Genomic DNA, 21369 nt, shown 5'->3' with positions numbered 1-21369 from the left:
CTATTTTAGGGCCGTGCCGTAGGCAATTACCTCTACTGAGACCAGGCCATTGCTGCTGCCTTGACTCCCTAAATCGGCGCTCTCTAGCCGAACATTGATGACGCGAGTTGCGCCCCAGGCCAGCGCCTCCTCCTTCATCCGCAGGATAGCCTCGCGCCGCCCCCGCTCTAGCAGGCTCTCGTAGACTGTTAGGCGGCCCCCAAAGAGGCTCAAGATACCTGCTGCAAAGGTCTTGAAGTAGTCGGAGGCAATAACTACGCTGCCAACAACCATTTGGGCCCCAGCAGCATCAGGAAGAGGCTGTAGCCGCCCTGTATTGGTTAGGGCAAGCTGGTGGGTCTGGCTTTCTCGCAGCCGCAGAGAGGCAAAGTGTTTTTTTTCTTGGCTCTTCCCCACGAAGTAGCCAACGCCGATCAAAACGGCGAAGATAATTAGGCTATCCATCCCTACTGCACCTTGACTGCTGTGCCGTAGGCAAAAAGTTCGGCTGCGCCTGCGGTGAGCGAGGAAGTGCTGTAGCGCACGTTAATTACCGCATTAGCTCCCATCTGAACCGCCTGCTGAACCATGCGGTCAGTGGCTTCCTGGCGGGCTTCTTGAAGCAGCTCAGTGTAGCCTTTGAGCTCGCCTCCAACCAGATTCTTTAAACCAGCTGCAATGTCTCGACCCAGATGCTTAGCTCGAACTGTGCTGCCTTGAACTAACCCTAGGTGATCGGTGATGGTGTGCCCAGGAACCCCTTCCAGGGTGGTCAGCATAACTTTTGTGGGTCGAATAAAATCTCGAGCGGTCACTGTAGTTGTTCTCCAAATAGGATGACCGCATCCTAGCCTCTTCCAAAAGGCAGATTCCAACTTGTAATCTTTTGACTTGTATTCCTGGATACTTGTCTGCTCTGTAGCTGAGAAAGCAGAGTCATCCGGTTGAGATTGCCCGGTCAGGATAGCTTGAAAGACTTTGAAGCTGATAACTCAGAAATGAGCTACCGAAATGAAGTTGAAGTGAGTTATCTGAACTAGCCGTTAAATGTAGGCAGAAATGTCTTCGCCGCACTCGTCTGCTAGATAGCAAAGGGCCTTAAACCGGAGTTCAACTAGCTCATCGTACAGCGGGTTCAGCTTGCACAGGGGGGGAATGTGGGCGACCTGGCGACCAAATACAACAATGTCGCGCTCAAACGGACACTGGGCAGGAATTAAACGGGCGATCCGGTGGGCGATGCGAGGGCTGCCGACTTGAACGTGGCTAATCCACTGACGGAAGGGATTGAGCATGTCAAAGCTGGAGGAGGGCTGCGATGACTTAAACGGACAAAAAGCTTGGGAAGTAGAACTGTTCATTACACACAAAATTAACTGCTTAGCAAGTAAACTTCGTAGCCTAGATAGCTTTCCCTTTTCCAAACTAAAGTTCACTCATCAAAAACGGGTGAAGGCTTAGCAAAAAGTGGTGCTGGTTCGCTAAAGCTCTTGTGAAGCGGACTCTGTAGAAGGCCGAAAGGTATCCTATCGGTGGGTCAGGCCCTGAGAAGTTCACCCATAACTATTCTGAGGAGAAAAAAGATTTTTTGCACGACTCTTAGACACTTTCTGCATCGTCCCCTCGGCAGATGATTGGCTTGAGCTAATCGTAAATTGATCCCGAATTGAGCTTCCTCAATCACTGACTGATAAGAGGGCTAAACGATGAGTAATTATACGGAAATTACTCGAGAACCTACGGGTAATTTTTATGAAAAGATTATTAGCAATTGCCTTTAGTCAAAAGAAAAAAGCAGCGACAGAGTTTTCTCTACCGCTGCTTTGTAAAAGGGCTGTTGCCCCCTCTGGCTGGGGGCTAGGGAGGGCTGGGAGCCACTATCGCATGGTGACAAATTCCTCGGCAGAGCTGGGATGAATGGCAACGGTTGCATCGAATTGAGCCTTGGTAGCGCCCATTTTGACTGCGATCGCAATGCCCTGAATAATCTCTGCCGCGTGATCCCCGACCATGTGTGCTCCTAGCACCCGATCGGTGGGTTGGTGCACGACCAGCTTCATCAGGGTCTTGGCCTCCATATTGGGCAGCGTGTAGAACATGGGCCGGAAGCGAGAGCGGTACACCTTGATGGACTCCTCGCCATACTCGGCTTTGGCCTCTTCCTCAGTCATTCCCACTGTGCCAATTTCGGGAATGGTGAAAACTGCGGTGGGTACGTTGTCATAGGCCATCACTGCAGGCTTGTTGCCAAAGTAGGTATCGGCAAAGATGCGGCCTTCCTTAATGGCGACCGGAGTCAGGTTGATACGGTTGGTGCAGTCTCCTACCGCAAAGATGTTGGAGATGTTGGTAGCGCTGTGGTCATCGACTGCGATCGCACCTGCCGTCAACTCCACCCCTGTGTTTTCCAGGCCCAGCTTGTCGGTGTTGGGTCGACGGCCTACAGCCGCTAGGCTAACCGCATCAGCAAAGATGTGCTCCTTGCCGTGCTCGGTGCATACCATCACGTCTACACCGCTATCAACCTTCTTGATGGACATCACCTTGCTGTTGGTCATTAGGTGAATGCCTGCCTGCTCCATTGACGTTTGAACTTCGCCTCGAATTTCGTCGTCAAAGCCTCGCAGGATCTTGTCGGAACGGATGATCTGCGTGACCTCAGAGCCCAAGCGGTGCAAAACCCCGGCAAACTCACAGCCGATGTAGCCGCCGCCTAGAATAACCATTCGTCTGGGCTTGTCCTTGAGCAAAAAGATATCGTCTGAGGTCAGCGTATGCTCAATTCCTGGAATCTCGGGCCGCACTGGCCTACCGCCCACAGCAATGAGAATTTTGTCGGCAGTAACTTTCTCGTCTCCTACCAACAGAGTGTGCTCGTCTACAAAGCTGGCGTAGGACCGAAAAAGCTGCACTTTGCTGTTATCCAGCATGCGCTGATAGATCCCATTCAGCCGAGTCACTTCGGCCTCGACAGCATCGATTAAGTGGGGCCAGTCAAAGGTGCTCTCTATCGGGCTCCAGCCGTAGCCAGGTGCTGCTTCAAACATCTCTGTGAAGTTGGCGGCATAGACCATCAACTTTTTGGGAACACATCCCCGATTAACGCAGGTACCGCCCAGGCGGCCCGCTTCAGCCAACCCGACCTTAGCACCGTACTCGGCAGCACGGCGGGCTGCGGCGATACCCCCTGAACCGGCACCGATGACAAATAGGTCAAAGTCGTAACTCATAGCCTTATCCAATAGCCTCATTTAAAGTCTAGCGAGGAGGCTAGCTGCTAACCTCCTCACTGAAGATTTCGAGTCCTGAGAGTTCTTCTCCTCGAGATCGGGCTAGCCTCCACGGTGAACGTGCCCATCGGCTCCTGCAGCTCAGCTTTAGGCCGAGGTGTTTGCCTGTCCCTTATGTTTACTAGCCTAGACGTCTCTAGACACCGACTGCTGCGGGCTTCCTAGCTTCCTTCAGGTAAGTCAGCATAGTGTCGGCATCGGACACTTCGAAGGGGTCTGTGGGGCAGTTGTCGTCAAAGTCAGCTTCAACGAACATTTTTTCGATTTTGCAGTCGTCCACAACCATGGAATACCGCCAGGAGCGCATGCCAAAGCCTAGGTTGGCCTTGTCTACCAGCATCCCCATTTTGCGGGTAAAGTCAGCATTGCCGTCGGGCAGCAAAAAGACATTCTTCGCCCCTTGCTGCTTGCCCCACTGGAACATGACGAAAGCGTCATTGACCGAAAGACAAATTACGGCATCAACGCCCTGCGCTTTAATTTCTTCATAAAGCTCTTCGTAGCGGGGCAGATGGCTGGAAGAACAGGTAGGAGTAAAAGCGCCGGGTAGGGAGAAGACCACAACCCGCTTGCCGCCAAAGATGTCTTGGGTAGAGAGATCTTGCCAGCGATAGGGATTGGGGCCGCCAACGGACTCGTCTCGAACCCGGGTCTTGAAAACAACGTTGGGTACGTGGGTGATATGCATTTCAAAATCCTCCTAATAGAGTTGGCAAGAAAACTCAAAAACGTCTAACTGACTCTGTCAGCCATATAACTCAGAATAATTCTAACTTAACAATTGTTCAATAAGCATAATTGCTTACTCTTTCTGTTGGTGCCGAGATCGGAACCATTCTTAAGTAATAAAGGTTAGGCTGATAAAGCTAAACTGGATGGACAAGGTTCAGAGAAATCATGTCTATGGTGGGTCTAACCTCAGAGATTATTGTCCAGGCGCTTAAACTCAAGGGGCTGCGGGTTACGCCCCAGCGCTACGCGGTTTATGCCAACCTGCTCAGCCGCTGCGACCACCCCACAGTGGAGCAGCTGGTCGTTGATTTAAACAAAAACTTTCCGGTGTCTTCTCAAGCTACGGTTTACAGCTCCCTCAAGGCGCTGCAGGAGGCTGGATTGATTCGTGAAGTGCTGCTGGAAGAGGGGGTCTCTCGCTACGATGCCAACGTGCAGCCCCATCATCACTTTCGCTGTCGGCAGTGCGGGCACATCGAAGATATTGACTGGGCGGCGTTTCCTCCTCTGGCGCTGAACTGCCTGCGCCCGGGACTGCAGCCCGAACGCTATGAGGTGACTGTTCACGGTCTTTGTGATCCGTGCCAACTGTAGGGGCAACCGTGTCAGCGCCTGAGCTTCTATTGGCGGGATAGAGCGGCTCTAGGGTTAAGCTCGGACTTTAGGGCGCTCCCCAGGTGGCACTATACCTGCACCAAGCGGTTTCGTCCTAAGGCTTTTGCCTGATAGAGCCCCTGATCGGCAGCGGCGATCAAGGTTTCTGGAGAGGTTTGGCTATCTGGAATTAGGGTGGCTAAGCCCAAGCTTAGGGTGACGAAACTCCCGCTGGGGGAACTGGGGTGAGACAGCTGCAGCGCCTGAATGCGGGCCTGAATTTTTTTGGCAATTGCGATCGCACCTACTGCATCAGTATTGGGCAGAACGACGGCAAATTCCTCGCCGCCATAGCGAGCCACCAAATCAGTAGTGCGTTGGACTGTTTGAGAGATGGCTTGGGCAATGTGCCGCAACACATCATCACCCGCTAAGTGCCCGTGGGTGTCGTTGTAGAGTTTGAAGCAGTCTACATCGCACAGGATGAGGGATAGCGCTGTTTGCTCACGGGCGAGCCGCTGCCATTCCAGTTTAAGGGTATTGTCAAAGCAGCGACGATTGGCTACCTGAGTTAATCCATCGGAAGAGGCTAGCCGCTGCAGCTCCTGGTTTGCCTGCTGCAGCTGGTGGTATAGCTCTGACTGCTGAATTGCGATCGCAGCTTGGCCGGCAAGCTGGTTGAGCAGGTTGATCTCTGCCTGCACCCACGGCCGCTCCCCGCGACACTGGTGAGCAATCAGCAGCCCCCATAGGCAATCTTGCTGCAGAATGGGCACGACTAGATTGGCCCGAATTTTCAAACTGGTCAGCAACTCCCTGTGGCAGGGTGATAGCCCTGCGGTTTCGATGTCGCTAATGGCTCTTGAATTACCCTGCTGGTAGTGAGCGGCATGGGTCGATTTGAAGCAGGTGTCCATGACATGGGCTCCGAGAATGGACGGGCAGCCCTCCCTCAACGATTCGACCGCAACCAGCCCGCTCCAGTCTGGCTCAAACCGATAGATGATGACCCGATCGACCTCAAAGAGCTGCCGGACTTCATCGGCTGTGGTCTGCAGAATCTCATCTAACTCCAGCGACTGACGAATCCGATGGGTGACTGCAGCAACGACCCGCTCAGCCTCACTCTGGTGCTGAACGCCAGGCCAGCTGTGCTGGCTCCAGACAGGTTCAGGGGGCAGTGCGATCGCATCAAAGCAGGGGGTCGTAGAGACTGGGATAGCACTGGGTTTGGCGATCAGATAGCCTTGAGCAAACGACGCGCCGTGCTCCTGCAGCCAGTTCAATTCTTCAACACACTCAATGCCTTCAGCTACGGTTTGAATATTGAGCTTTTGGGCAATTTCTAAGATTTTTCCGGTAATTGAAGCCTTGTATGGGTTCTCATGGACATCTCGAATCAGCTCCATATCTAGCTTAATAAAATCAGGCCGCAGCTGATGCAGCAGGTTCAAGCCGGAGTAGCCAGAACCGAGATCGTCAAGCGCTACCCGAAAGCCAGAGTCACGGTAATACTTCAGCACTGCCTTGAGGTGGGCTAGATCCTGAGGATTATCTGACTCTACAACTTCAAAAACAACCTGATCGTGTGAAATACCGGCCTGATCAACCGCCTCCACCGTGCTGCGTAGACAGGCCACGGGGTCATACAGTGCTGTTGGCGTAAAATTAATGAAAATTTGTCCGCTGACGGGATACTGGCTGAACTGACTGATGGCACTGAGTCGGGCGATGCGATCTAGCTGTGGCAGCAAACCTGCCTCTGCAGCTAACTCAAAAATTGGCCCTGGCGGCAGTAGATTACCTTGAGCATCTAACCCGCGCAAGAGAGCTTCGTAGCCAAAGATTTCGGAGGTGTTTTGAATTGAAACAATCGGCTGGAAGTGGCTAGTGAAGCGCTCTGCTGACAGCATATCAATCAGCCCGTCCGCTTGATTGAATGTAATGAAGCGCTGAAGCGGAGCAATATCGCTGAAATCTTGAATCTGAGGTTGAATTGCGCCTCGGATAAATAGAACCTGAGTTTCTTTGAGTTCTCTCGGCGTGAGGTGTTGGGCTAGTTTATGGGAGATTTCTTGGGCTTGCCCAGGTCTACAGCTAACGCTGAGGCCCGGTCGCTCACTCATCAGTTCATAGGGAAGCGCAAACTGCTGCAGATGAGCAGTAACTTTTTTCAGGGTATGTTGAACAGGAAACCAGAAGAAGAGCTTGCCTGCCTCTCCGGACTGACAGCGAGTTACCTTGCGGCATGCACAAGCCTTAGAGACAGGAGAAGGTTTATCCATTGTAGTTACTGGGTTTAGCCGGTTGTTTTAGTGTTCCCACTTACTTGTGGGAAGGAGATTAGCTGCCACGCTAAACCATAAAGATTTTATGAGATCGGCAAGTAAACCAGCGACTTTCTAAATAGGGAACCTTAGGTCTTAGATCCAGGTTTCTTGCAGTATTGTTGCGGCTACTGTTTCAACTTGAAGCGTAAGCCTCGACGGTTAGCCCAGAGCAATGTCTAAAAACATCATCACTACAAAGCCCACCATAACGCCCAGGGTGCCGCGCTGGCCAAAGCTTTTCTGGTCAATGTCGGGAATAATATCGTCCACAATTACGAAGAGCATGGCTCCGGCAGCAAAGGCCATTGCCCACGGCAAAACGGGTTGGGCGACGCTGACAATACTGGCTCCCACCAGTCCGCCCACAGGTTCTACAAGGCCGGTTAGTGTTGCAACACCAAAGGCATAACGGGCGGAGTATTTGAGCTCGCGCAGTGCGATCGCAACCACCAGCCCCTCCGGCATGTTCTGTAGCCCAATGCCCAAAGCCAGTGCGATCGCGCTGGCCTGGTCGCCCCCACCAAAGCCCACACCTACCGCCAACCCCTCTGGGAAGTTGTGCAGGGTAATGGCAATGACAAATAGCCAGATGCGCTTGAAGTTTTGGGCCACTGGACCTTCCTGGCCCTTGAAAATGTGCTCGTGGGGAAAGGTGTTGTGGGCCAGCCAGAGAAAGCCCCCACCCAAAAGTACGCCGACCAGCATGATGCCCGCTGCTCCTGCCGGAGACGCGCCCAACTCAATGGCAGCTTCAGTTCCCGGCACAATCAAAGAAAACGAGCTGGCTGCCAGCATGATGCCGCCGCCCAACCCCAACAATATTCCCTGGGTGCGCTCTGACGGTTGGTAGGGCAGTAAAACAGGGAGCGCCCCGACTCCTGTTCCCAAGCCTGCTAGCAAGCTTGCCCAAAAGCCCAGCATGATTGTATCCATACGGTTATTGCCTTTTTGTGCCGCAGTCTAGCCTTAATTCTCTCTCAAAAAAAATACAGCTTTACCGAGAAAGTCACCTAAAGTGTCCCGGTACTGGCAGCAATCAGGCTGCTATAGTTGATCGAATATTTCTTGTATACAGGCTCCCATTGAATGCTGAGGCATTTTAGGGCGAGCCTCCGTCTAGTGCTGTTTACCTTCGCTCTATCAGTATCCTATGAATCCCGTCCTGACGCAGTTTGGTGATCAGATGTCGCACCTGACCGGGGTGCGCGCCATTATGAAGGACATTATTGAAACGCTACGGGCGGGAGCCGGTCAAGAATTTATTAACCTGAGTGCGGGCAACCCGGTTATTTTGCCCGAGGTGGAACAGCTCTGGCGCGGCTGCACTGAAGATTTGCTGGCCAGCCCGGAGTACGGTGAGGTGGTGTGCCGCTACGGCTCTAGCCAGGGCTATGAACCGCTCATCGCAGCAGTCGTGCAAGATTTTAACCAGCGTTATGGACTGAGCCTGAGCGATCGCAACGTTCTCATCACCCCTGGTAGCCAGTCTCTCTATTTCTTTGCGGCCAATGCCTTTGGCGGCTATACCCAAGCTGGTCAGCTCAAAGATATTGTGCTGCCTCTTAGCCCCGACTATACCGGCTACGGCGGCGTCTCGCTGGTTCCTGAGGCGCTGAAGGCGTATAAGCCTTCTCTAGATATTGACGAAGCTGGGCACCGCTTTAAGTATCGGCCCGATTTTGACCAGTTCGAGGTCAACGAAAACACGGGCTTTGTGCTGTTCTCCCGGCCTTGTAACCCAACCGGCAACGTGATGACTGATGAGGAGATTAGCCGAATTGCCGATCTCGCGGCTGCTCAGAATGTGCCGCTTTTTGTTGATTCGGCCTATGCTGCGCCCTTCCCAGCTCTCAACTTTACTGAAATGACGCCCCTATTTGGCAAAACCGTGGTGCACTGCATGAGCCTGTCTAAGGCTGGGCTGCCCGGTGAGCGAGTGGGCATTGCCATTGGCGATGAATCAATTATTCGGGTGCTGGAGTGCTTTCAGACGAATCTGTGTATCCACTCTTCGCGCTATGGTCAGGCGATTGCGGCCCGTGCGATCGCATCGGGGGCACTAGCCCAGATCTCTGAGCAGGTGATTCGGCCCTACTACCAGCAAAAATTTGACGTGCTAGAAACGACGCTGGCAGAAGCCATGCCCCAGTCAGTGCCCTGGTATTTGCACCGGGGCGAAGGCTCGATCTTTGCCTGGCTCTGGTTTGACGAACTGCCCATGACTGATTGGGAACTGTACCAGCAGCTGAAACAATACGGCGTAATTGTGGTGCCGGGCAGCCCCTTCTTCCCCGGTTTGCGGGAGGACTGGGCCCATGCCAAGCAGTGTATTCGCATCAGCCTGACCGCTAGCAACGAGGAAATTGTCACCGCTCTGCGGCATTTGGCCCGGCTCACCGATGAGATTTACCAGGGCCAGCCCAGCCAGCGCCAGCCGGCCAACGTGGCTTAGGGAAATGCCAATGACTACTGAATCTTCATGGTTAGAAGTAGGCCGCATCGTTGGGGCCCAGGGAATGCGGGGCGAAGTGCGAATTTACCCCAGCAGTGATTTCCCAGAACGGTTTCTCAAGCCAGGGCGACGCTGGATTCGGCGGGCCAATTCGGAGGCGCTTGAGGAAGTAGAGCTAGTGCGGGGACGAGACCTGCCGGGTAAAGGGCTGTTTGTGGTGCAGTTTAAGGAGATTTGCGATCGCACGCAGGCCGAAAACCTGCACAACGCTACTCTGCTGGTGCCCGATACCGAGCGGCCAGAACTGGAGCCTGGGGAATTTATGGTGTCTGACCTGATTGGCCTAAAGGTAATTCTGCATCAGAGCCAGGCCGAGATCGGTACTGTCGTAGAAATGTATGCAGCGGGCAATGACCTGCTAGCGGTAGAGCTATACCCTACCGCAGAGCTCCCAACGGAGGCTCCAGCAGACGACTCCACAGAACTTGCAGCAGACGATTCGCCTAAAAAGCCCACTCGCTCCCCTAAAGGTTCTAAAAAGCCTTTGCCGGTGCTAGTGCCGTTTGTGCATGAAATCGTCCCCGTCGTGAATTTGGAGCAGGGCTATGTGGAGATCGATCCGCCAGCTGGCCTGCTAGAGGGTTACTGAATCGAAGAATAGCCTCCCTACTCAGGCTCGGTTGACCGTTCGCAGTAGCCAGAGAGTCGCTACTAGGGAGACGAAGTGAGCCAGCAGGGTATTGATATTTGCTTGAATAATAAAAATATCAAAGGCTTCGACGTACTGATTGATATTGCCAGGAGTAAAAATAGCTGCGCCGCCCTGGGGCTGCGCTAGGGCTTTACCCAGGAGCGCGCCTACGAGGGCTTGTCCGCCCACTAAGGTCAGCAGCATCCCTGTCAGGCTGATCAGCAGGCCCAGTCGCAGCGCCTGAATCGCTTCTTTTGGGGTAGGCCTGCGCCCCGAATCTTGACTGCGGAGCCGCCGCCCTAGGCGCGTGTAGCGAAATGCCCAAAAAGCACCGGCATAGACCGCTATCAGCCCTAGACCGGCAAACAGCAGCCCTGCACCAGTGCCAGGGTTGGCCCCATTAGCAGACCGAGAAGTGAGGCTGAAGGTAGAAAACAGCAAAACGCTGCTAGAGACTACACTCAGGACCACTTGGCTCCAAAAGCTAATCCAGCCGACCAGCCGGAAGGAGCCGGAAATGCGTCGGACTGCGGGGGGAAGGGAGTACTCAAGTTCACTGCTCATACCTAAAAATTGTAGTTCAAGGTTGCCCTAGAGACTGCTGTGCGGTTTGGGGAGTTTAACGGCACAATGGGAAAAACCCCTCTAACGGGCCACTCCCCAGCAGGTAAAGGATTTATGACTTCTTCCTTTGAGCAGGCTAAAGATAGGCTGGTTGAGCTGATTCAACGCAATTGCGATCGCGCTGACTATCTAGCCATTCGGCTGGAGAAATCAGAAGCTACCGACATCCTGCTGCGGGGTGGCAAAATCGAAACCCTAAGCGAAGGCATTTCCTTGGGCGGGCACGTTCGCGCCTGCTACAAAGGCGGCTGGGGCTTTGCCAGCTTCAACACTTTAGAGAGCCTAGCTAGCCGGGTAGAAGAAGCAATTCTTGCTGCTCATTTAGTCGGCGACGATGAAACCCTGCTGGCTTCCATTGAAGCCGTTCAAGCTAGCCTGGTGTTGCCGCTGACCGGCACCGACCCCCGCCAAATCTCCATTTCTCGCAAAAAAGACCTCTGTAGCCACTACGCTGACATTCTCCAGAGCGTAGACGACCGCATCACGACGACCTCAGTGCGCTATGGCGACGTCACCCAGCAGGTGCTGCTGGCCACCTCGGACGGCACGCTCATTGAGCAATCCTGGTCTGATATGGAAATGCGCTATGCTGCCACCGCCCGCAATGGCGAAACAGTGCAAACCGGGAGAGAAACCACCGGCTCTCGCCGTGCCTACGAAGATTTAGAAAACCTCGATGACCAAGTGCGCGAAGCTGCCCAACGAGCTGTCGAGGCATTAGCTCTGCCTGCCGTTAGGGGTAACAATTACCAGGTCGTAATCGACCCCATCTTGACTGGGCTATTTGTTCACGAAGCCTTTGGTCACCTCTCAGAGGCCGATATGACCTACGAAAATCCTGATCTAATGGAGGTCATGACCCTGGGTCGGCGGTTTGGGCCAGACTTTCTACAGATCTTTGATGGTGCTGCCCCTGAGGGCCACCGGGGCAGCTACTTCTACGACGATGAGGGCACTCCGGCCAGCACTACTCAGCTAATCAAAGACGGCGTGCTGGTGGGGCGGCTGCACTCACGCGAAACGGCTGGCAAGCTCGAAGAAGCACCCACCGGTAATGCCCGCTGCCTGAATTACCACTATTCTCCCCTGGTGCGCATGACCAACACCTGGATCGAGCGGGGCACCACGCCGGTCAAAGATCTCTTCTCTGACATTAAAGAAGGCGTCTACGCCCGTAACTGGCTGGGTGGCATGACCAACGGCGAAATGTTTACCTTCACCGCGGGAGAAGCCTGGATGATCCGCAATGGCGAATTGGCCGAACCCGTTCGCGACGTGACTCTCTCAGGCAACGTATTTCGCACCTTGGGAGACATCGAAGCGATCGGCGATGACTTTTATTGGGATGAGTCGGGCGGCTGCGGCAAAGGCGGGCAAAACGGCCTGCCGGTCGGCTGTGGTGGTCCTAGCCTCCGCATTCGCAATGTGGTTGTGGGTGGCGAAGCCTTGGAATGATTTAGCTTCTAAGCTGCGACGCCTTGAGATACACCTGTAGTTTTGCCGCCAAGGCAGCCAGCGTAGGTTCCTCAAACATTCTGAAGTGGTTGCAGGGAAACGTTTCAATTTCCGGGCTGCCTCCGACTAGCTCGCTCCAGCCTAAATGTGGATCGCTGGGAGTCGGTTTTAGGTGATATTCGCTGGGGAGTTGGGTTGCTTTAAACAGAACGGCTTGCCCTGCGTAGGGTTGAGGCCTATAGTTTTGGGCAACTCGCTCAAAGTACTGCTCGTTGGCTCTCTGAGCCAGGAGTTCAGGAGAGGGATTGGCTTCGTCTAGTTTCCACGCTCTATTCCACAGATAGGCAACTCGCTCCTTGAGGCTGAGTGGTTTTAGATTTTTCAGATGTACAGCTACCTTGGTGTGCAGTGGTATGGGGCCAAACCACGGTTGAGGGGTATTAAAAGCATCGATTAGAACCAGTAGGGCAATTGGCTGTCCCTGGGCTGATAGCTGTTGGGCAATTTCATAGGCCAACAAGCCGCCAAACGAGTAGCCACAGAGGAAGTAAGGTCCGTTCGGCTGAAGAGATCGAATGTCTTGAATATAGTCAGCGGCCATCTCTTCAAGCGGCTGATAGGATGGAGCCTGCCCTCGCATCGTGGGGGTAGGCTGCAGGCCATAAACGGGCTGATCGGCTTCTAAATACTTTGTCAACCCATAGTATTCAAAGATTTGACCCGTGCGAGTGTGCATACAAAAGAGCGGCGGCTTGGCCTGGCCTGGTCGAATGGCAACTAGCGATCGCACCTGAACCGTCTGTTCTCCCTGCTGCAGAAAGTTTGCCAGTTGCCCTACTGTCGGATAGTCAAACAGCAAGGAAACCGGCAGTTCCCGACCCAAAACTCGCTCAATTTTAGTGAATAAAGCTGTGGCTAAAAGCGAGTTACCGCCTAAATCAAAGAAGTTGTCTTGCACTCCGATGGGCTGAACCTGGAGCACCTCTTCCCAAATAGCTATTAGCTGGTGCTCGGTCTGGTTTTGTGGAGCAACCCAAGAGCTGTCTACGGCAGGACGCTCTACCCCAGGCGTGGGCAGGGCGCGGCGGTCAACCTTGCCATTGGGATTTAGCGGCAAGGCTTTTAGCTGAACAAAGGCGGCAGGCACCATGTAGTCGGGCAGCCTTGCCTGCAGCCAAGCGCGAAGATCCCCCACGCTGGAATTGGACTGTTCGGAGACAAAGTAAGCCACTAGACGCTTATCACCCGGCGTATTCTCCCAAGCCGCTACTACGCTTTGCTGCACATCAGGGTGTTGGGTGAGCGTGGCCTCAATCTCCTCTAGCTCAATCCGAAAGCCTCGGACTTTGACCTGGTGATCGATTCGGCCTAAAAACTCGATGTTGCCGTCAGGCAAATAGGAAACTAAATCCCCAGTTTTGTAAAGCCGCTCGCTTGGCTCTGCCCTAAAAGGATTGGTAATAAACTTCTCAGCCGTTAGATCAGGGCGATTGAGGTAACCTCGAGCCAGCCCTGCTCCCCCGATATGCAGTTCACCGGCCTCTCCTGCTGGCAAGGGTTGCAGCTGATCGTCTAGAACGTAGACTTGGGCATTGAGAATAGGCTGACCAATGGGAGCGATTGGGTAGGGGCGGTTGCGATCGCAGGTCCAGTAGGTGGCATCAATAGCTGCTTCCGTAGGCCCATACACGTTGTGCAGCAACGTGTCAGCGCTAAAGCGCTCAAAAAAACGCTCCTGCAAGTCTAAGGTTAGAGCCTCTCCACCGCAAAACACATGCTTTAGAGAACGGCATTGATCCAGTCCCTTTGCCTCTAGAAAAACTCGCAGAAGAGAGGGCACCAGAGCAATCACCGAAACCTGTTGCTGAGCAATCAGTTGAACCAGGTATGCGACATCCTGCTGGCCACCTGGACGCGGCAGCACCAGTTGGGCCCCAAAAGACAGCGGCCAAAAGATCTGCCAGACCGAAGGATCAAAGCTCAGCGAAATATTCTGTAAAACCCGATCTGCTGCCGATAGGGGGAACGTCGTCTGTCGCCAATGCAGCTGATTGTAAATGCTGCCATGCGTAATCATGACGCCCTTAGGTTGGCCCGTTGATCCAGAGGTATAAATTGTATACATCAAGGTGCTGCTATCAGCCACACAAATTGGATTTTCTGAGGGGCTTTTAGCAACACGGTTCCAGTCAGTATCTAAGCAAATTACCTTGGCCTGATGGGGTGGTAGGGAGCCTGACAGAGATGCCCGAGTTAAGATAACTGGAGCCTGCGTATCTTGCAGAATAAATGCTAGTCGTTCAGAGGGATAAGCCGGATCTAACGGGACATAGCTGCCTCCGGCTTTAAGAATGCCTAATAGGCCCACGAGCATGTCTAAAGAACGCTCCTCATAGAGGCCAACCAGCGTCTCTAATCCTACACCTATAGCTCGCAGATAGTGAGCCAATTGATTTGCTCGCTGATTGAGCTGCTGATAGGTTAACTGCAGATCGTTAAACGTAACAGCAACAGCATCTGGAGTTTGTTTGGCTTGGGCTTCAAACAGTTGGTGAACGCATAGGCTTTCAGGGAAAAAGGCACGCGAATCACTCCAGCTCACCGAAGGAGACATTGACGCAACTGCTGTCAAGAATTCTGCCTGTCGGCTTGCTAGTTCGGTCTCTAACCCTTCACCTTGGCTCATCTATTTATCCAATGGGATCACTCGCTCACCAGTGTAGTAAGCAGGGGTGGAACTATCTAACCTCTCACGAACCCGGTAGGTAGTATCTTCACTTCTGTCAACGATTAAACAAAGTTTCCGCAAATACCGACGTTATAGGGTGACGACCAGACTGAGAGTAGCTAAATATACATAGGAAGCCTGGGTGATTTCCCTGAGATTTTCGCGTCTGCATCGATAAGGCAGAAGATTTCTCAAAACGTATGGGGCTCTGTTTCTGCTCAGAAGAGCTAGCAGAAGGGCTTTGCAATGATTCAGAAAGTCTTGTCTAAAGGGTTTAGAGGACATCCAAGCTGATGCAGATATATTCAACTCAAACTTGTACACCCCAAATTTATACTCTTTCTGATCTCCGTAATCTTCAGGGCAATGACTTGCCCTCTTTGAAGAAAACTGCTGCTTGGACCAAACAATTCCTAGCCAGACCTCATCCTCAACTAGGAAGATCAGGCCCAGTTTGCCCTTTTTTACCCCGTGCTTTGAAGCTAGATGCTATTCGATTAGCCGTGGTTCGGACTAAAGACTTGAACGCGTCACAGATCGAAGCCATCGTTCAACAGTACCGAAATGTTTTTCTGGAGCTGCAGCCTAATCGAGGAGAGATGGCAGTATATAAAGCAATTATGCTGATCTTTCCCGATTTAGAAAAAGAGGAAGAGGCTAGCCTGATTGATGAAATTCAGCAGAGGTTGAAGCCCTTCTTTGTAGAGGAAGGCTTGATGATTGGAGAATTCCATGAGTGGAATCAAACTCCTGGCCTACACAACGCTCAGTTTCGCCCTTTGCAAAGCCCCCTTCCTATGCTCGCAATTCGCTTTATGGTAGAGTCTGATTTACCTTTTCTAGACCGGCTAACCGATGATCCTCAGGTTCGAGCCTGCTACCTGAAGGCTTATTTAAACCGCTTAGGTGCAGGACTTGAGGAACAAAAACTGCGGCATGCTCAAACGGCTTTGATGTTAGCTCAAAGTCGAATCGAACCACTTTCTACTCAGCTCAGACAGCCAGCAAGTAAGTGCCCTTTTGCTCGATTAGCGGCAGCCTATAGAAGGCTATTTACTAAGGGGACAGCCGCTTAGTCTCCCATGCCGTCTCACCTTTCTCGTACAAGAACCGATCGTGCAGTCGACTGGGTCGGCCCTGCCAAAATTCAAAGCTGGTCGGCACAATTCGATAACCGCCCCAAAAGTCTGGTAGCGGGATCTCCTGGTTGAGAAACTTCTCTTTGATCTTCTCGAACTGCATCTCCAGCAGCTGCCGCGAGGAAATCACGCTGCTCTGCTGCGAGACCCAGGCTCCGATCTGGCTGCCCCTAGGACGAGAGGAAAAGTACTTGAAAGACTCTGCTGCTGAGACTTTGGTGACGGTGCCTAAGATGGTTAGCTGCCGCTCCAGAGGGTACCAAGGAAACAGAATCGAAACGTGAGGGTTTTCCTCAATGTGCTGGGCTTTGCGGCTGCTGTAGTTAGTAAAAAAGACGAACCCACTGCGGTCAAAGTACTTCAGGAGCACCGTTCGTTGAAAGGGATAGCCCTCTGGCGAAACAGTAGAAAGTACTATAGCGTTGGGCTCTAGCAACTCGGCATCGCACGCCTGCTTGAACCACAGGTCAAACTGGTCAAAAGGATCTGCTGCCAGATCTTCTCGTGTCAGCCCTTTTTGGGTGTACTCCCGGCGTAGCGCTCCCACATCCATAAGATCAATTGCCTCAGATCAATCACTTTTACGGCAAAGCTAAGAACAGCAGTATGAAGACAAGGTCTTCATACAATTTAACGTTGCTGGGGCTATATTTTCTCTTTTCACAGCTGCTTCTTAGCCAGGCATACTGGGAGAGTGCTCCTGGTCTAGGTGCTCTCTATGACGGGTGAACTTTCGGCATGATTGATTTAAGCGGTAAAGTTATTCTCATTACTGGGGCCTCACGCGGCATTGGGGCAGTTACGGCAAAAGTACTGCATCAAGCTGGCGGATCGATCATCTTGCACTATGGGCAGGGCCAGACGGAAGCTGAGGCTGTAATAGCGAATTTGGAGCCCGATCGCACTCACCTGCTGCAGGCAGATCTCTCTCTTCCAGGTATTGCGGAGTCGCTGTGGGAAGATGCGATCGCAGTTCACGGTCGTATCGATGTTCTAGTCAACAATGCCGCTACCATGCCGGCTGCTGCCGTTAACGCTGACTGGGATATCTGGTCAACCGCTTGGCAGAATACGCTGCAGGTCAATCTGGTCGCTGTCGCTGACCTCTGCCGCGAGGCCATTCGCCATTTTCAGGCTGGGCCAGGAGGCATTTTGATCAACCTAGCTAGCCGTGCCGCTTTTCGCGGCGATGCTCCTGAGTTTATGCCCTACGCTGCTTCTAAGGGCGGCATTATTAGCCTCACGCGCACGATTGCTCGGGGCTTTGCTCAAGATGGGGTGCTGGCTTATGCGATCGCACCCGGTTTCGTTCGCACTGATCGCATTGAGGAAGTGATGCAGGAGCGCGGGGCAGAGTACGTCACCCGCGACATTCCCATCGGTGTGCCTGCTGACCCCCACGATATTGCCAACCTAATTGCCTTTCTGGCTGCTGGGCTAGCTCCCCATGCCACCGGAGCTACCTTTGACGTCAATGGAGCCTCCTACTTTCACTAACTTAGAGCGGCACAAAAAACTGCCCTCTTGGCAAAATCCCGGTGTACAATCGCAGTAAACCTGGGGCTGTAGCTCAGCTGGATAGAGCGGCCGCCTCCTAAGCGGCAGGTCGAGGGTTCGAATCCCGCCAGTCCCGTTAGTCAAACTCAGTGAATTCGGGGGTTTCAGCCCTATGGTAGGTCGGAATATTTCCGGATTCGCCAGATTTTTTGACGATGAGAGAAAGTTTACGGGGGATACGAGTAGTCAGACTGGAACTGTCTGATTTGTTTCTTCAAGTGAAACCGTCAACTCTGTTGGGTTACAGCATTTGATTAAAGAAAGCATTTCTCCCGTTCCTTCTTTAACCAAGTCCTCGATATAACCAGGGCTGTGCAGTTCGGCTTCTCGGTAGCTGTAGAATGGGCCAAAATAATAGGTGCAAGGCGGCTTAAAGGTGGTGATTTCAACCCACCAAGTTCCGGTACCGAATTGGGGGAAGTAATCTGCTGTGCTGTTCATCTTTCTCTCCATGTTTAAGTAAAAGGTGTTTCCTTAATCTTCTTAATCGCTGATTTAACTAAATTGGCAGTGAACAATATAGGAAAGTATCGATGTGTTGCCCCACAATTAACAATTAAGCCTTTTATTTTGTGAAATAGAATCAAGAAAAACATTTGTTCTTGATAGTTGTCAATTATTTTTTAAGTCAGCAGTGCCACTCGCATGGTTGCAACTTTATGTTTAGCTCGAAAGCAAACAGCATCTATGCTGCGGTCGGTTCTGCGATGGGTGGTGGGATCTGGGTCGTGAGCAAATGAGCCGCTTTCTGCCCGATCAGCGAAATGCTGGGTTGAGGGGCTTTGCGATCGCACCTCCACTCTGAACCCTCCCAAGTTGGAAATTCAATCGTCGTAATCACTCAGCGTCAGAGTTGAGATGCCTCTGCTCAAGCCAGTTCCGCATTTGCTCTTCCGAGAGCCGATCAATAAAGCAATCCAAGACAGGATCGTAGGCACTCCACCAAATATTTCCCTCCTCGTCACCGGTTCGCCAAACTCGAGTTTCTTGGCACGCAAACAGCCGCTGTTTGAAAAAACGCCCTGTGACTATCAGCAATTTCGATATTAATTTCCTAACTTTGTAGTCCCATTTAGGCGGAACAATGAGTTCTAGCCTCTGATATTCCGATCTATTCATTGAAGGTTTCATCAGTTGCAACTCCTAGTTAATGCCTATAAATGACGCCGAGATTAAAGAGTTTGAGACAGACAGGCACACTCTAAGTGCGCCTGCCTAAGAGCGGCAAGAGGCAGAGTGCATTACATCCATCAATGGAATTGATAGGTAAAGGTTTCCTCGGTCGTTTGTTTCTGCGACAATTCAGGCGTTGCTCAGGTTACTGCTATGGGTTATGGCCGTCACCATCAGCTCAAGCTGTTTCAACTGCAGGTTTTAATCACAGTGGCAGACTGCAGCAGCTTTAGTGAAGCAGCCCTGCAGCTGCAGGTGTCTCAGTCGGCAGTCAGCTATGCGATCGCAAGCCTAGAACAAGATCTGGGCGTAGTTTTGCTGTTGCGGGGTCGCTTTGGGGCGCAGCTGACTCCGGTGGGAGAGCAGATTGTAGATCGCGCCCGACAGGTAAGCTACCTGCTAGAGGAGATGTTCAAGCAGGCCAATCTAGCTAGGGGATTGAGCGGTGGGCACGTGCGCATCTCTTCATTTCGCAGTGCCGCAACTCACATCTTGCCTGAAGTGATTGCTGAATTTTGCCGCCTTTACCCTGCGATCGCTGTCAGCATTGCTGACTATGATGACCGTCCTGACGTTGAAGAAGACCTGCGTAAAGGCCGAGCCGATCTTGGCATCACCTATCTGCCTACCAGCGCTGAGTTTGAGACTTGGGACCTGATGAGAGACGAGATTGTGGCACTCTTTCCCCCTGATTTTGAACCCCAAACTGACCAACTGGCTTGGGCAGAGCTAGCCGCGTACCCGCTGATCATGGCCCCAGACGGTGATAGCTGTGACGCCATGATGTATGCCCACTGTGAAAAGCACGGGATTAGCCTGCGGCCAACCTATCAAATCCGATCAGACGCGACAATTATGAACATGGTGGCTAAGGGATTAGGCGCTGCCCTCAGCCCCCGACTTGCAGCCGAGCCTATCCCTACGGGGGTCAAGGTTTACCAATTGCCAGTGCCCATGCATCGAGTGATTTGCATTGCTGCTTTAAAGGAAGCGCTGCTGACTCCAGCGGCCTATGCCTTTCTCGACCTGCTTAAAAATGCGGCTCATCGGCTTCAGTAGGCAGTCCTTACACAGCAATGCATGGCGACACGCTTTGGCTAAGGTGTTGAGACGGCTTCTTCGAGCCGCGCCTGATTACCCTCAGCGTTCGTGCGAAAGACCCAGTTCTGATCGCCGTCAGAAATTACCACGCGCCACCCCTCAACCAGGGCCGCCAAGCAAAGTTCTGCGGGTCCCCCTAGGCCAAAGCAACCGTCTGTCCAGGTGCGTTCTTCTGCCTGAATTACCTGTAGTGTTGCAGGCTCAACTTCAAGCTGCTGGGCTGCTGTTTGCACAATTGCTTGAGCAACGGTACTGGGCAGATCTGCCTCGTCGTCTTCGTAAATCCGTTCCACCTTAAAATCAAGAATGGTGTCTTCAAATCGATTAAAGGTGACCCGCATTTCCCCATAGGAACGGGCTGTAGAAATACCCCGATGAGTTGGGCACTCAACCTGCAATAGACTTTGGAAGCTGCCGTATTCAGCATGGGTGTAGAGGGTCTTTTGGCAGGTAGGGTTGATAAACCCTTCAATAGCCAGCTGATTGAGGGCTGCAATACCCAGTGGACTATTTAAGATAAACTCCCAAATTTGGTTTTGATCTGCTGGAGTGGCTCTTTGCCAAACAGCGGGAATGGCGGTTTGAGCGCCTGGCTCAGCCGCTTTTGCAGCGAGTGGCGCAAAGCCGCTGATAATGGCCCCACTAACCCAAGCAACGGACCAGGCCAGGGAGTGCAGCTGAGATTTCCCTTGAGATTTTTCGATGCGTCCCACGCGCAGTTTCCTCTTTAACATTTTTGTACTGCGGCAATTTTGGTTGAGATGTGAATGGGGTATAGGCAGGGAAACCTCTTTAGAATCACAGCCTACATCCCTTCTTTTCATCAACGACTAGCGATTGCGTATATCCAGAATAGAGGAATTTGCCGTTCGAGGCGGCATTCTTAACCTGGCATAATGTTCTTTTTGATTACTCCATGAACGCCCCAGTTGCCGTCTACAATTTGAGTCACACCAAAGTCAGCGGCTACAGACATGAGGGAAATTGCTTCATCCTTAGACATTCCTTGGGTAGTCATTAGAAAATGATGCATCTTGCGAAAGGCATCGCGCATAGCTTTGTCCATGGAAGACTGCCCATAGATATCTCGCTGGGAAGTTTCACCTAGCTCTTCAAGATAGTTGGCGTAGCTAAAGCCATGAACGATAAACTCATCGTCTGTTTCTAGCAACGGGTAATACAGGTCTTCCAAAATGGTGCCGGGCAGATCGACCTGCTTGTGAACAGTTACTGGATTTTGCCGGCTAATGAGGTTTCAGTATCGGTTCCTGCCAGTTCAGAATCTCCCTGAGAGGCATGAGAATCGGTATCTCCCTGAGAGGCATGAGAATCGGTCTAAGATTTTGACTTCTAAGACATCGGCGTGGTGAGTTAGCGTCTCGATGGGCATTGATCTACTCCTACACCTAAAGGAACACACATAAGTGCGGCTATCTTACGAGGGGGATGGCCCAAGATTGTATTTTGGGAAATATTCGCAGAGATTGGTTCGGGTCGGCTGCTCTGCTGGGATTATTTGAAATC

At 52.4% G+C, this 21369-nt stretch carries 20 protein-coding genes, 1 tRNA gene and 1 pseudogene; 8 read left to right on the top strand and 14 right to left on the bottom strand.

Annotated elements, in window-relative coordinates; all coding sequences use genetic code 11:
- The 5 genes from H6G13_RS02655 to H6G13_RS02635 form a co-directional block, all read right to left on the bottom strand.
- Nucleotides 1–444 carry a heavy metal-binding domain-containing protein gene (locus H6G13_RS02655; protein ID WP_190481615.1) on the bottom strand — a complete coding sequence of 148 codons (444 nt, stop codon included), beginning with the start codon at nt 442–444 and terminating at the stop codon, nt 1–3.
- Nucleotides 445–446: 2 nt separating this feature from the next.
- Nucleotides 447–758: a YbjQ family protein gene (locus tag H6G13_RS02650; protein ID WP_190481685.1), complete on the bottom strand. Its 312-nt coding sequence runs from the start codon at nt 756–758 to the stop codon at nt 447–449.
- Between the two features lie 264 nt (nt 759–1022).
- Nucleotides 1023–1274, bottom strand: a complete 252-nt coding sequence (locus H6G13_RS02645; protein WP_347277428.1) for a Mo-dependent nitrogenase C-terminal domain-containing protein — start codon at nt 1272–1274, stop codon at nt 1023–1025.
- Nucleotides 1275–1856: 582 nt separating this feature from the next.
- Nucleotides 1857–3209 carry a glutathione-disulfide reductase gene (gene gorA / locus H6G13_RS02640; protein ID WP_190481613.1) on the bottom strand — a complete coding sequence of 451 codons (1353 nt, stop codon included), beginning with the start codon at nt 3207–3209 and terminating at the stop codon, nt 1857–1859.
- Between the two features lie 196 nt (nt 3210–3405).
- The gene (locus H6G13_RS02635) at nt 3406–3957 is read right to left on the bottom strand and encodes a peroxiredoxin (protein WP_190481612.1); all 552 of its coding nucleotides are present in this window, start codon (nt 3955–3957) and stop codon (nt 3406–3408) included.
- A 218-nt stretch (nt 3958–4175) separates the two neighbouring features.
- Here H6G13_RS02635 and H6G13_RS02630 point away from each other — a divergent pair, with 218 nt between their 5' ends.
- Nucleotides 4176–4595, top strand: a complete 420-nt coding sequence (locus tag H6G13_RS02630; RefSeq protein ID WP_347277427.1) for a Fur family transcriptional regulator — start codon at nt 4176–4178, stop codon at nt 4593–4595.
- An 89-nt stretch (nt 4596–4684) separates the two neighbouring features.
- On the opposite strand, the gene H6G13_RS02625 is transcribed toward H6G13_RS02630, so the two are convergent.
- On the bottom strand, nt 4685–6880 hold the full coding sequence (locus tag H6G13_RS02625) for an EAL domain-containing protein (RefSeq protein ID WP_190481610.1): 2196 nt from the start codon (nt 6878–6880) through the stop codon (nt 4685–4687).
- A gap of 204 nt (nt 6881–7084) precedes the next feature.
- Complete coding sequence (locus tag H6G13_RS02620) at nt 7085–7858, bottom strand: ZIP family metal transporter (RefSeq protein ID WP_190481609.1); 774 nt, start codon at nt 7856–7858, stop codon at nt 7085–7087.
- Between the two features lie 217 nt (nt 7859–8075).
- On the opposite strand from H6G13_RS02620, the gene H6G13_RS02615 reads away from it, so the two are divergent.
- Together H6G13_RS02615 and rimM are read left to right on the top strand one after the other, a co-directional pair.
- On the top strand, nt 8076–9377 hold the full coding sequence (locus H6G13_RS02615; protein WP_190481608.1) for a valine--pyruvate transaminase: 1302 nt from the start codon (nt 8076–8078) through the stop codon (nt 9375–9377).
- A gap of 10 nt (nt 9378–9387) precedes the next feature.
- Entirely contained in the window at nt 9388–10026 is a 639-nt protein-coding gene (gene rimM, locus H6G13_RS02610; protein ID WP_190481607.1) for a ribosome maturation factor RimM, read from the top strand.
- Between the two features lie 21 nt (nt 10027–10047).
- Here rimM and H6G13_RS02605 read toward each other — a convergent pair whose 3' ends face one another.
- Nucleotides 10048–10632, bottom strand: coding sequence for a DUF3611 family protein (locus tag H6G13_RS02605; RefSeq protein WP_190481606.1), 585 nt, complete (start codon nt 10630–10632; stop codon nt 10048–10050).
- A gap of 114 nt (nt 10633–10746) precedes the next feature.
- On the opposite strand from H6G13_RS02605, the gene H6G13_RS02600 reads away from it, so the two are divergent.
- Entirely contained in the window at nt 10747–12147 is a 1401-nt protein-coding gene (locus H6G13_RS02600; protein ID WP_190481605.1) for a TldD/PmbA family protein, read from the top strand.
- A 1-nt stretch (nt 12148) separates the two neighbouring features.
- Here H6G13_RS02600 and H6G13_RS02595 read toward each other — a convergent pair whose 3' ends face one another.
- Nucleotides 12149–14833 (bottom strand): amino acid adenylation domain-containing protein, encoded by a 2685-nt coding sequence (locus H6G13_RS02595; protein WP_199305690.1) that lies wholly within the window; start codon nt 14831–14833, stop codon nt 12149–12151.
- A gap of 335 nt (nt 14834–15168) precedes the next feature.
- Between H6G13_RS02595 and H6G13_RS02590 the strand changes: the two genes are divergently transcribed.
- Complete coding sequence (locus H6G13_RS02590) at nt 15169–15951, top strand: DUF6875 domain-containing protein (RefSeq protein WP_347277423.1); 783 nt, start codon at nt 15169–15171, stop codon at nt 15949–15951.
- On the opposite strand, the gene pdxH is transcribed toward H6G13_RS02590, so the two are convergent.
- A complete protein-coding gene (gene pdxH / locus H6G13_RS02585; protein WP_190481603.1) occupies nt 15932–16567 on the bottom strand; it encodes a pyridoxamine 5'-phosphate oxidase in 636 nt (211 codons plus the stop codon). The two genes, H6G13_RS02590 and pdxH, sit on opposite strands and share 20 nt — an antisense overlap.
- Nucleotides 16568–16752: 185 nt before the next feature.
- Here pdxH and H6G13_RS02580 point away from each other — a divergent pair, with 185 nt between their 5' ends.
- Together H6G13_RS02580 and H6G13_RS02575 are read left to right on the top strand one after the other, a co-directional pair.
- Nucleotides 16753–17511, top strand: coding sequence for an SDR family oxidoreductase (locus H6G13_RS02580; protein WP_190481602.1), 759 nt, complete (start codon nt 16753–16755; stop codon nt 17509–17511).
- Between the two features lie 62 nt (nt 17512–17573).
- Nucleotides 17574–17647, top strand: a tRNA-Arg gene (locus tag H6G13_RS02575).
- Between the two features lie 110 nt (nt 17648–17757).
- On the opposite strand, the gene H6G13_RS02570 is transcribed toward H6G13_RS02575, so the two are convergent.
- Nucleotides 17758–18012: a DUF1816 domain-containing protein gene (locus H6G13_RS02570; protein ID WP_190481601.1), complete on the bottom strand. Its 255-nt coding sequence runs from the start codon at nt 18010–18012 to the stop codon at nt 17758–17760.
- Nucleotides 18013–18256: 244 nt separating this feature from the next.
- Entirely contained in the window at nt 18257–18412 is a 156-nt protein-coding gene (locus H6G13_RS02565; RefSeq protein ID WP_190481600.1) for a hypothetical protein, read from the bottom strand.
- A 485-nt stretch (nt 18413–18897) separates the two neighbouring features.
- On the opposite strand from H6G13_RS02565, the gene H6G13_RS02560 reads away from it, so the two are divergent.
- Nucleotides 18898–19803 (top strand): LysR family transcriptional regulator, encoded by a 906-nt coding sequence (locus tag H6G13_RS02560; protein ID WP_190481599.1) that lies wholly within the window; start codon nt 18898–18900, stop codon nt 19801–19803.
- 38 nt (nt 19804–19841) lie between these two features.
- On the opposite strand, the gene H6G13_RS02555 is transcribed toward H6G13_RS02560, so the two are convergent.
- Both H6G13_RS02555 and H6G13_RS02550 read right to left on the bottom strand, forming a co-directional pair.
- The gene (locus tag H6G13_RS02555) at nt 19842–20558 is read right to left on the bottom strand and encodes a hypothetical protein (protein ID WP_190481598.1); all 717 of its coding nucleotides are present in this window, start codon (nt 20556–20558) and stop codon (nt 19842–19844) included.
- A gap of 170 nt (nt 20559–20728) precedes the next feature.
- Nucleotides 20729–21150: pseudogene (locus H6G13_RS02550) on the bottom strand (acetamidase); the annotation flags it as partial.
- Between the last annotated feature and the right edge of the window lie 219 nt (nt 21151–21369).

It is taken from the genome of Pseudanabaena sp. FACHB-2040, assembly GCF_014696715.1.
Taxonomy (GTDB): Bacteria; Cyanobacteriota; Cyanobacteriia; order Phormidesmidales; family Phormidesmidaceae; genus JACVSF01.
This window is presented reverse-complemented; position numbering and strand designations above follow the sequence as displayed.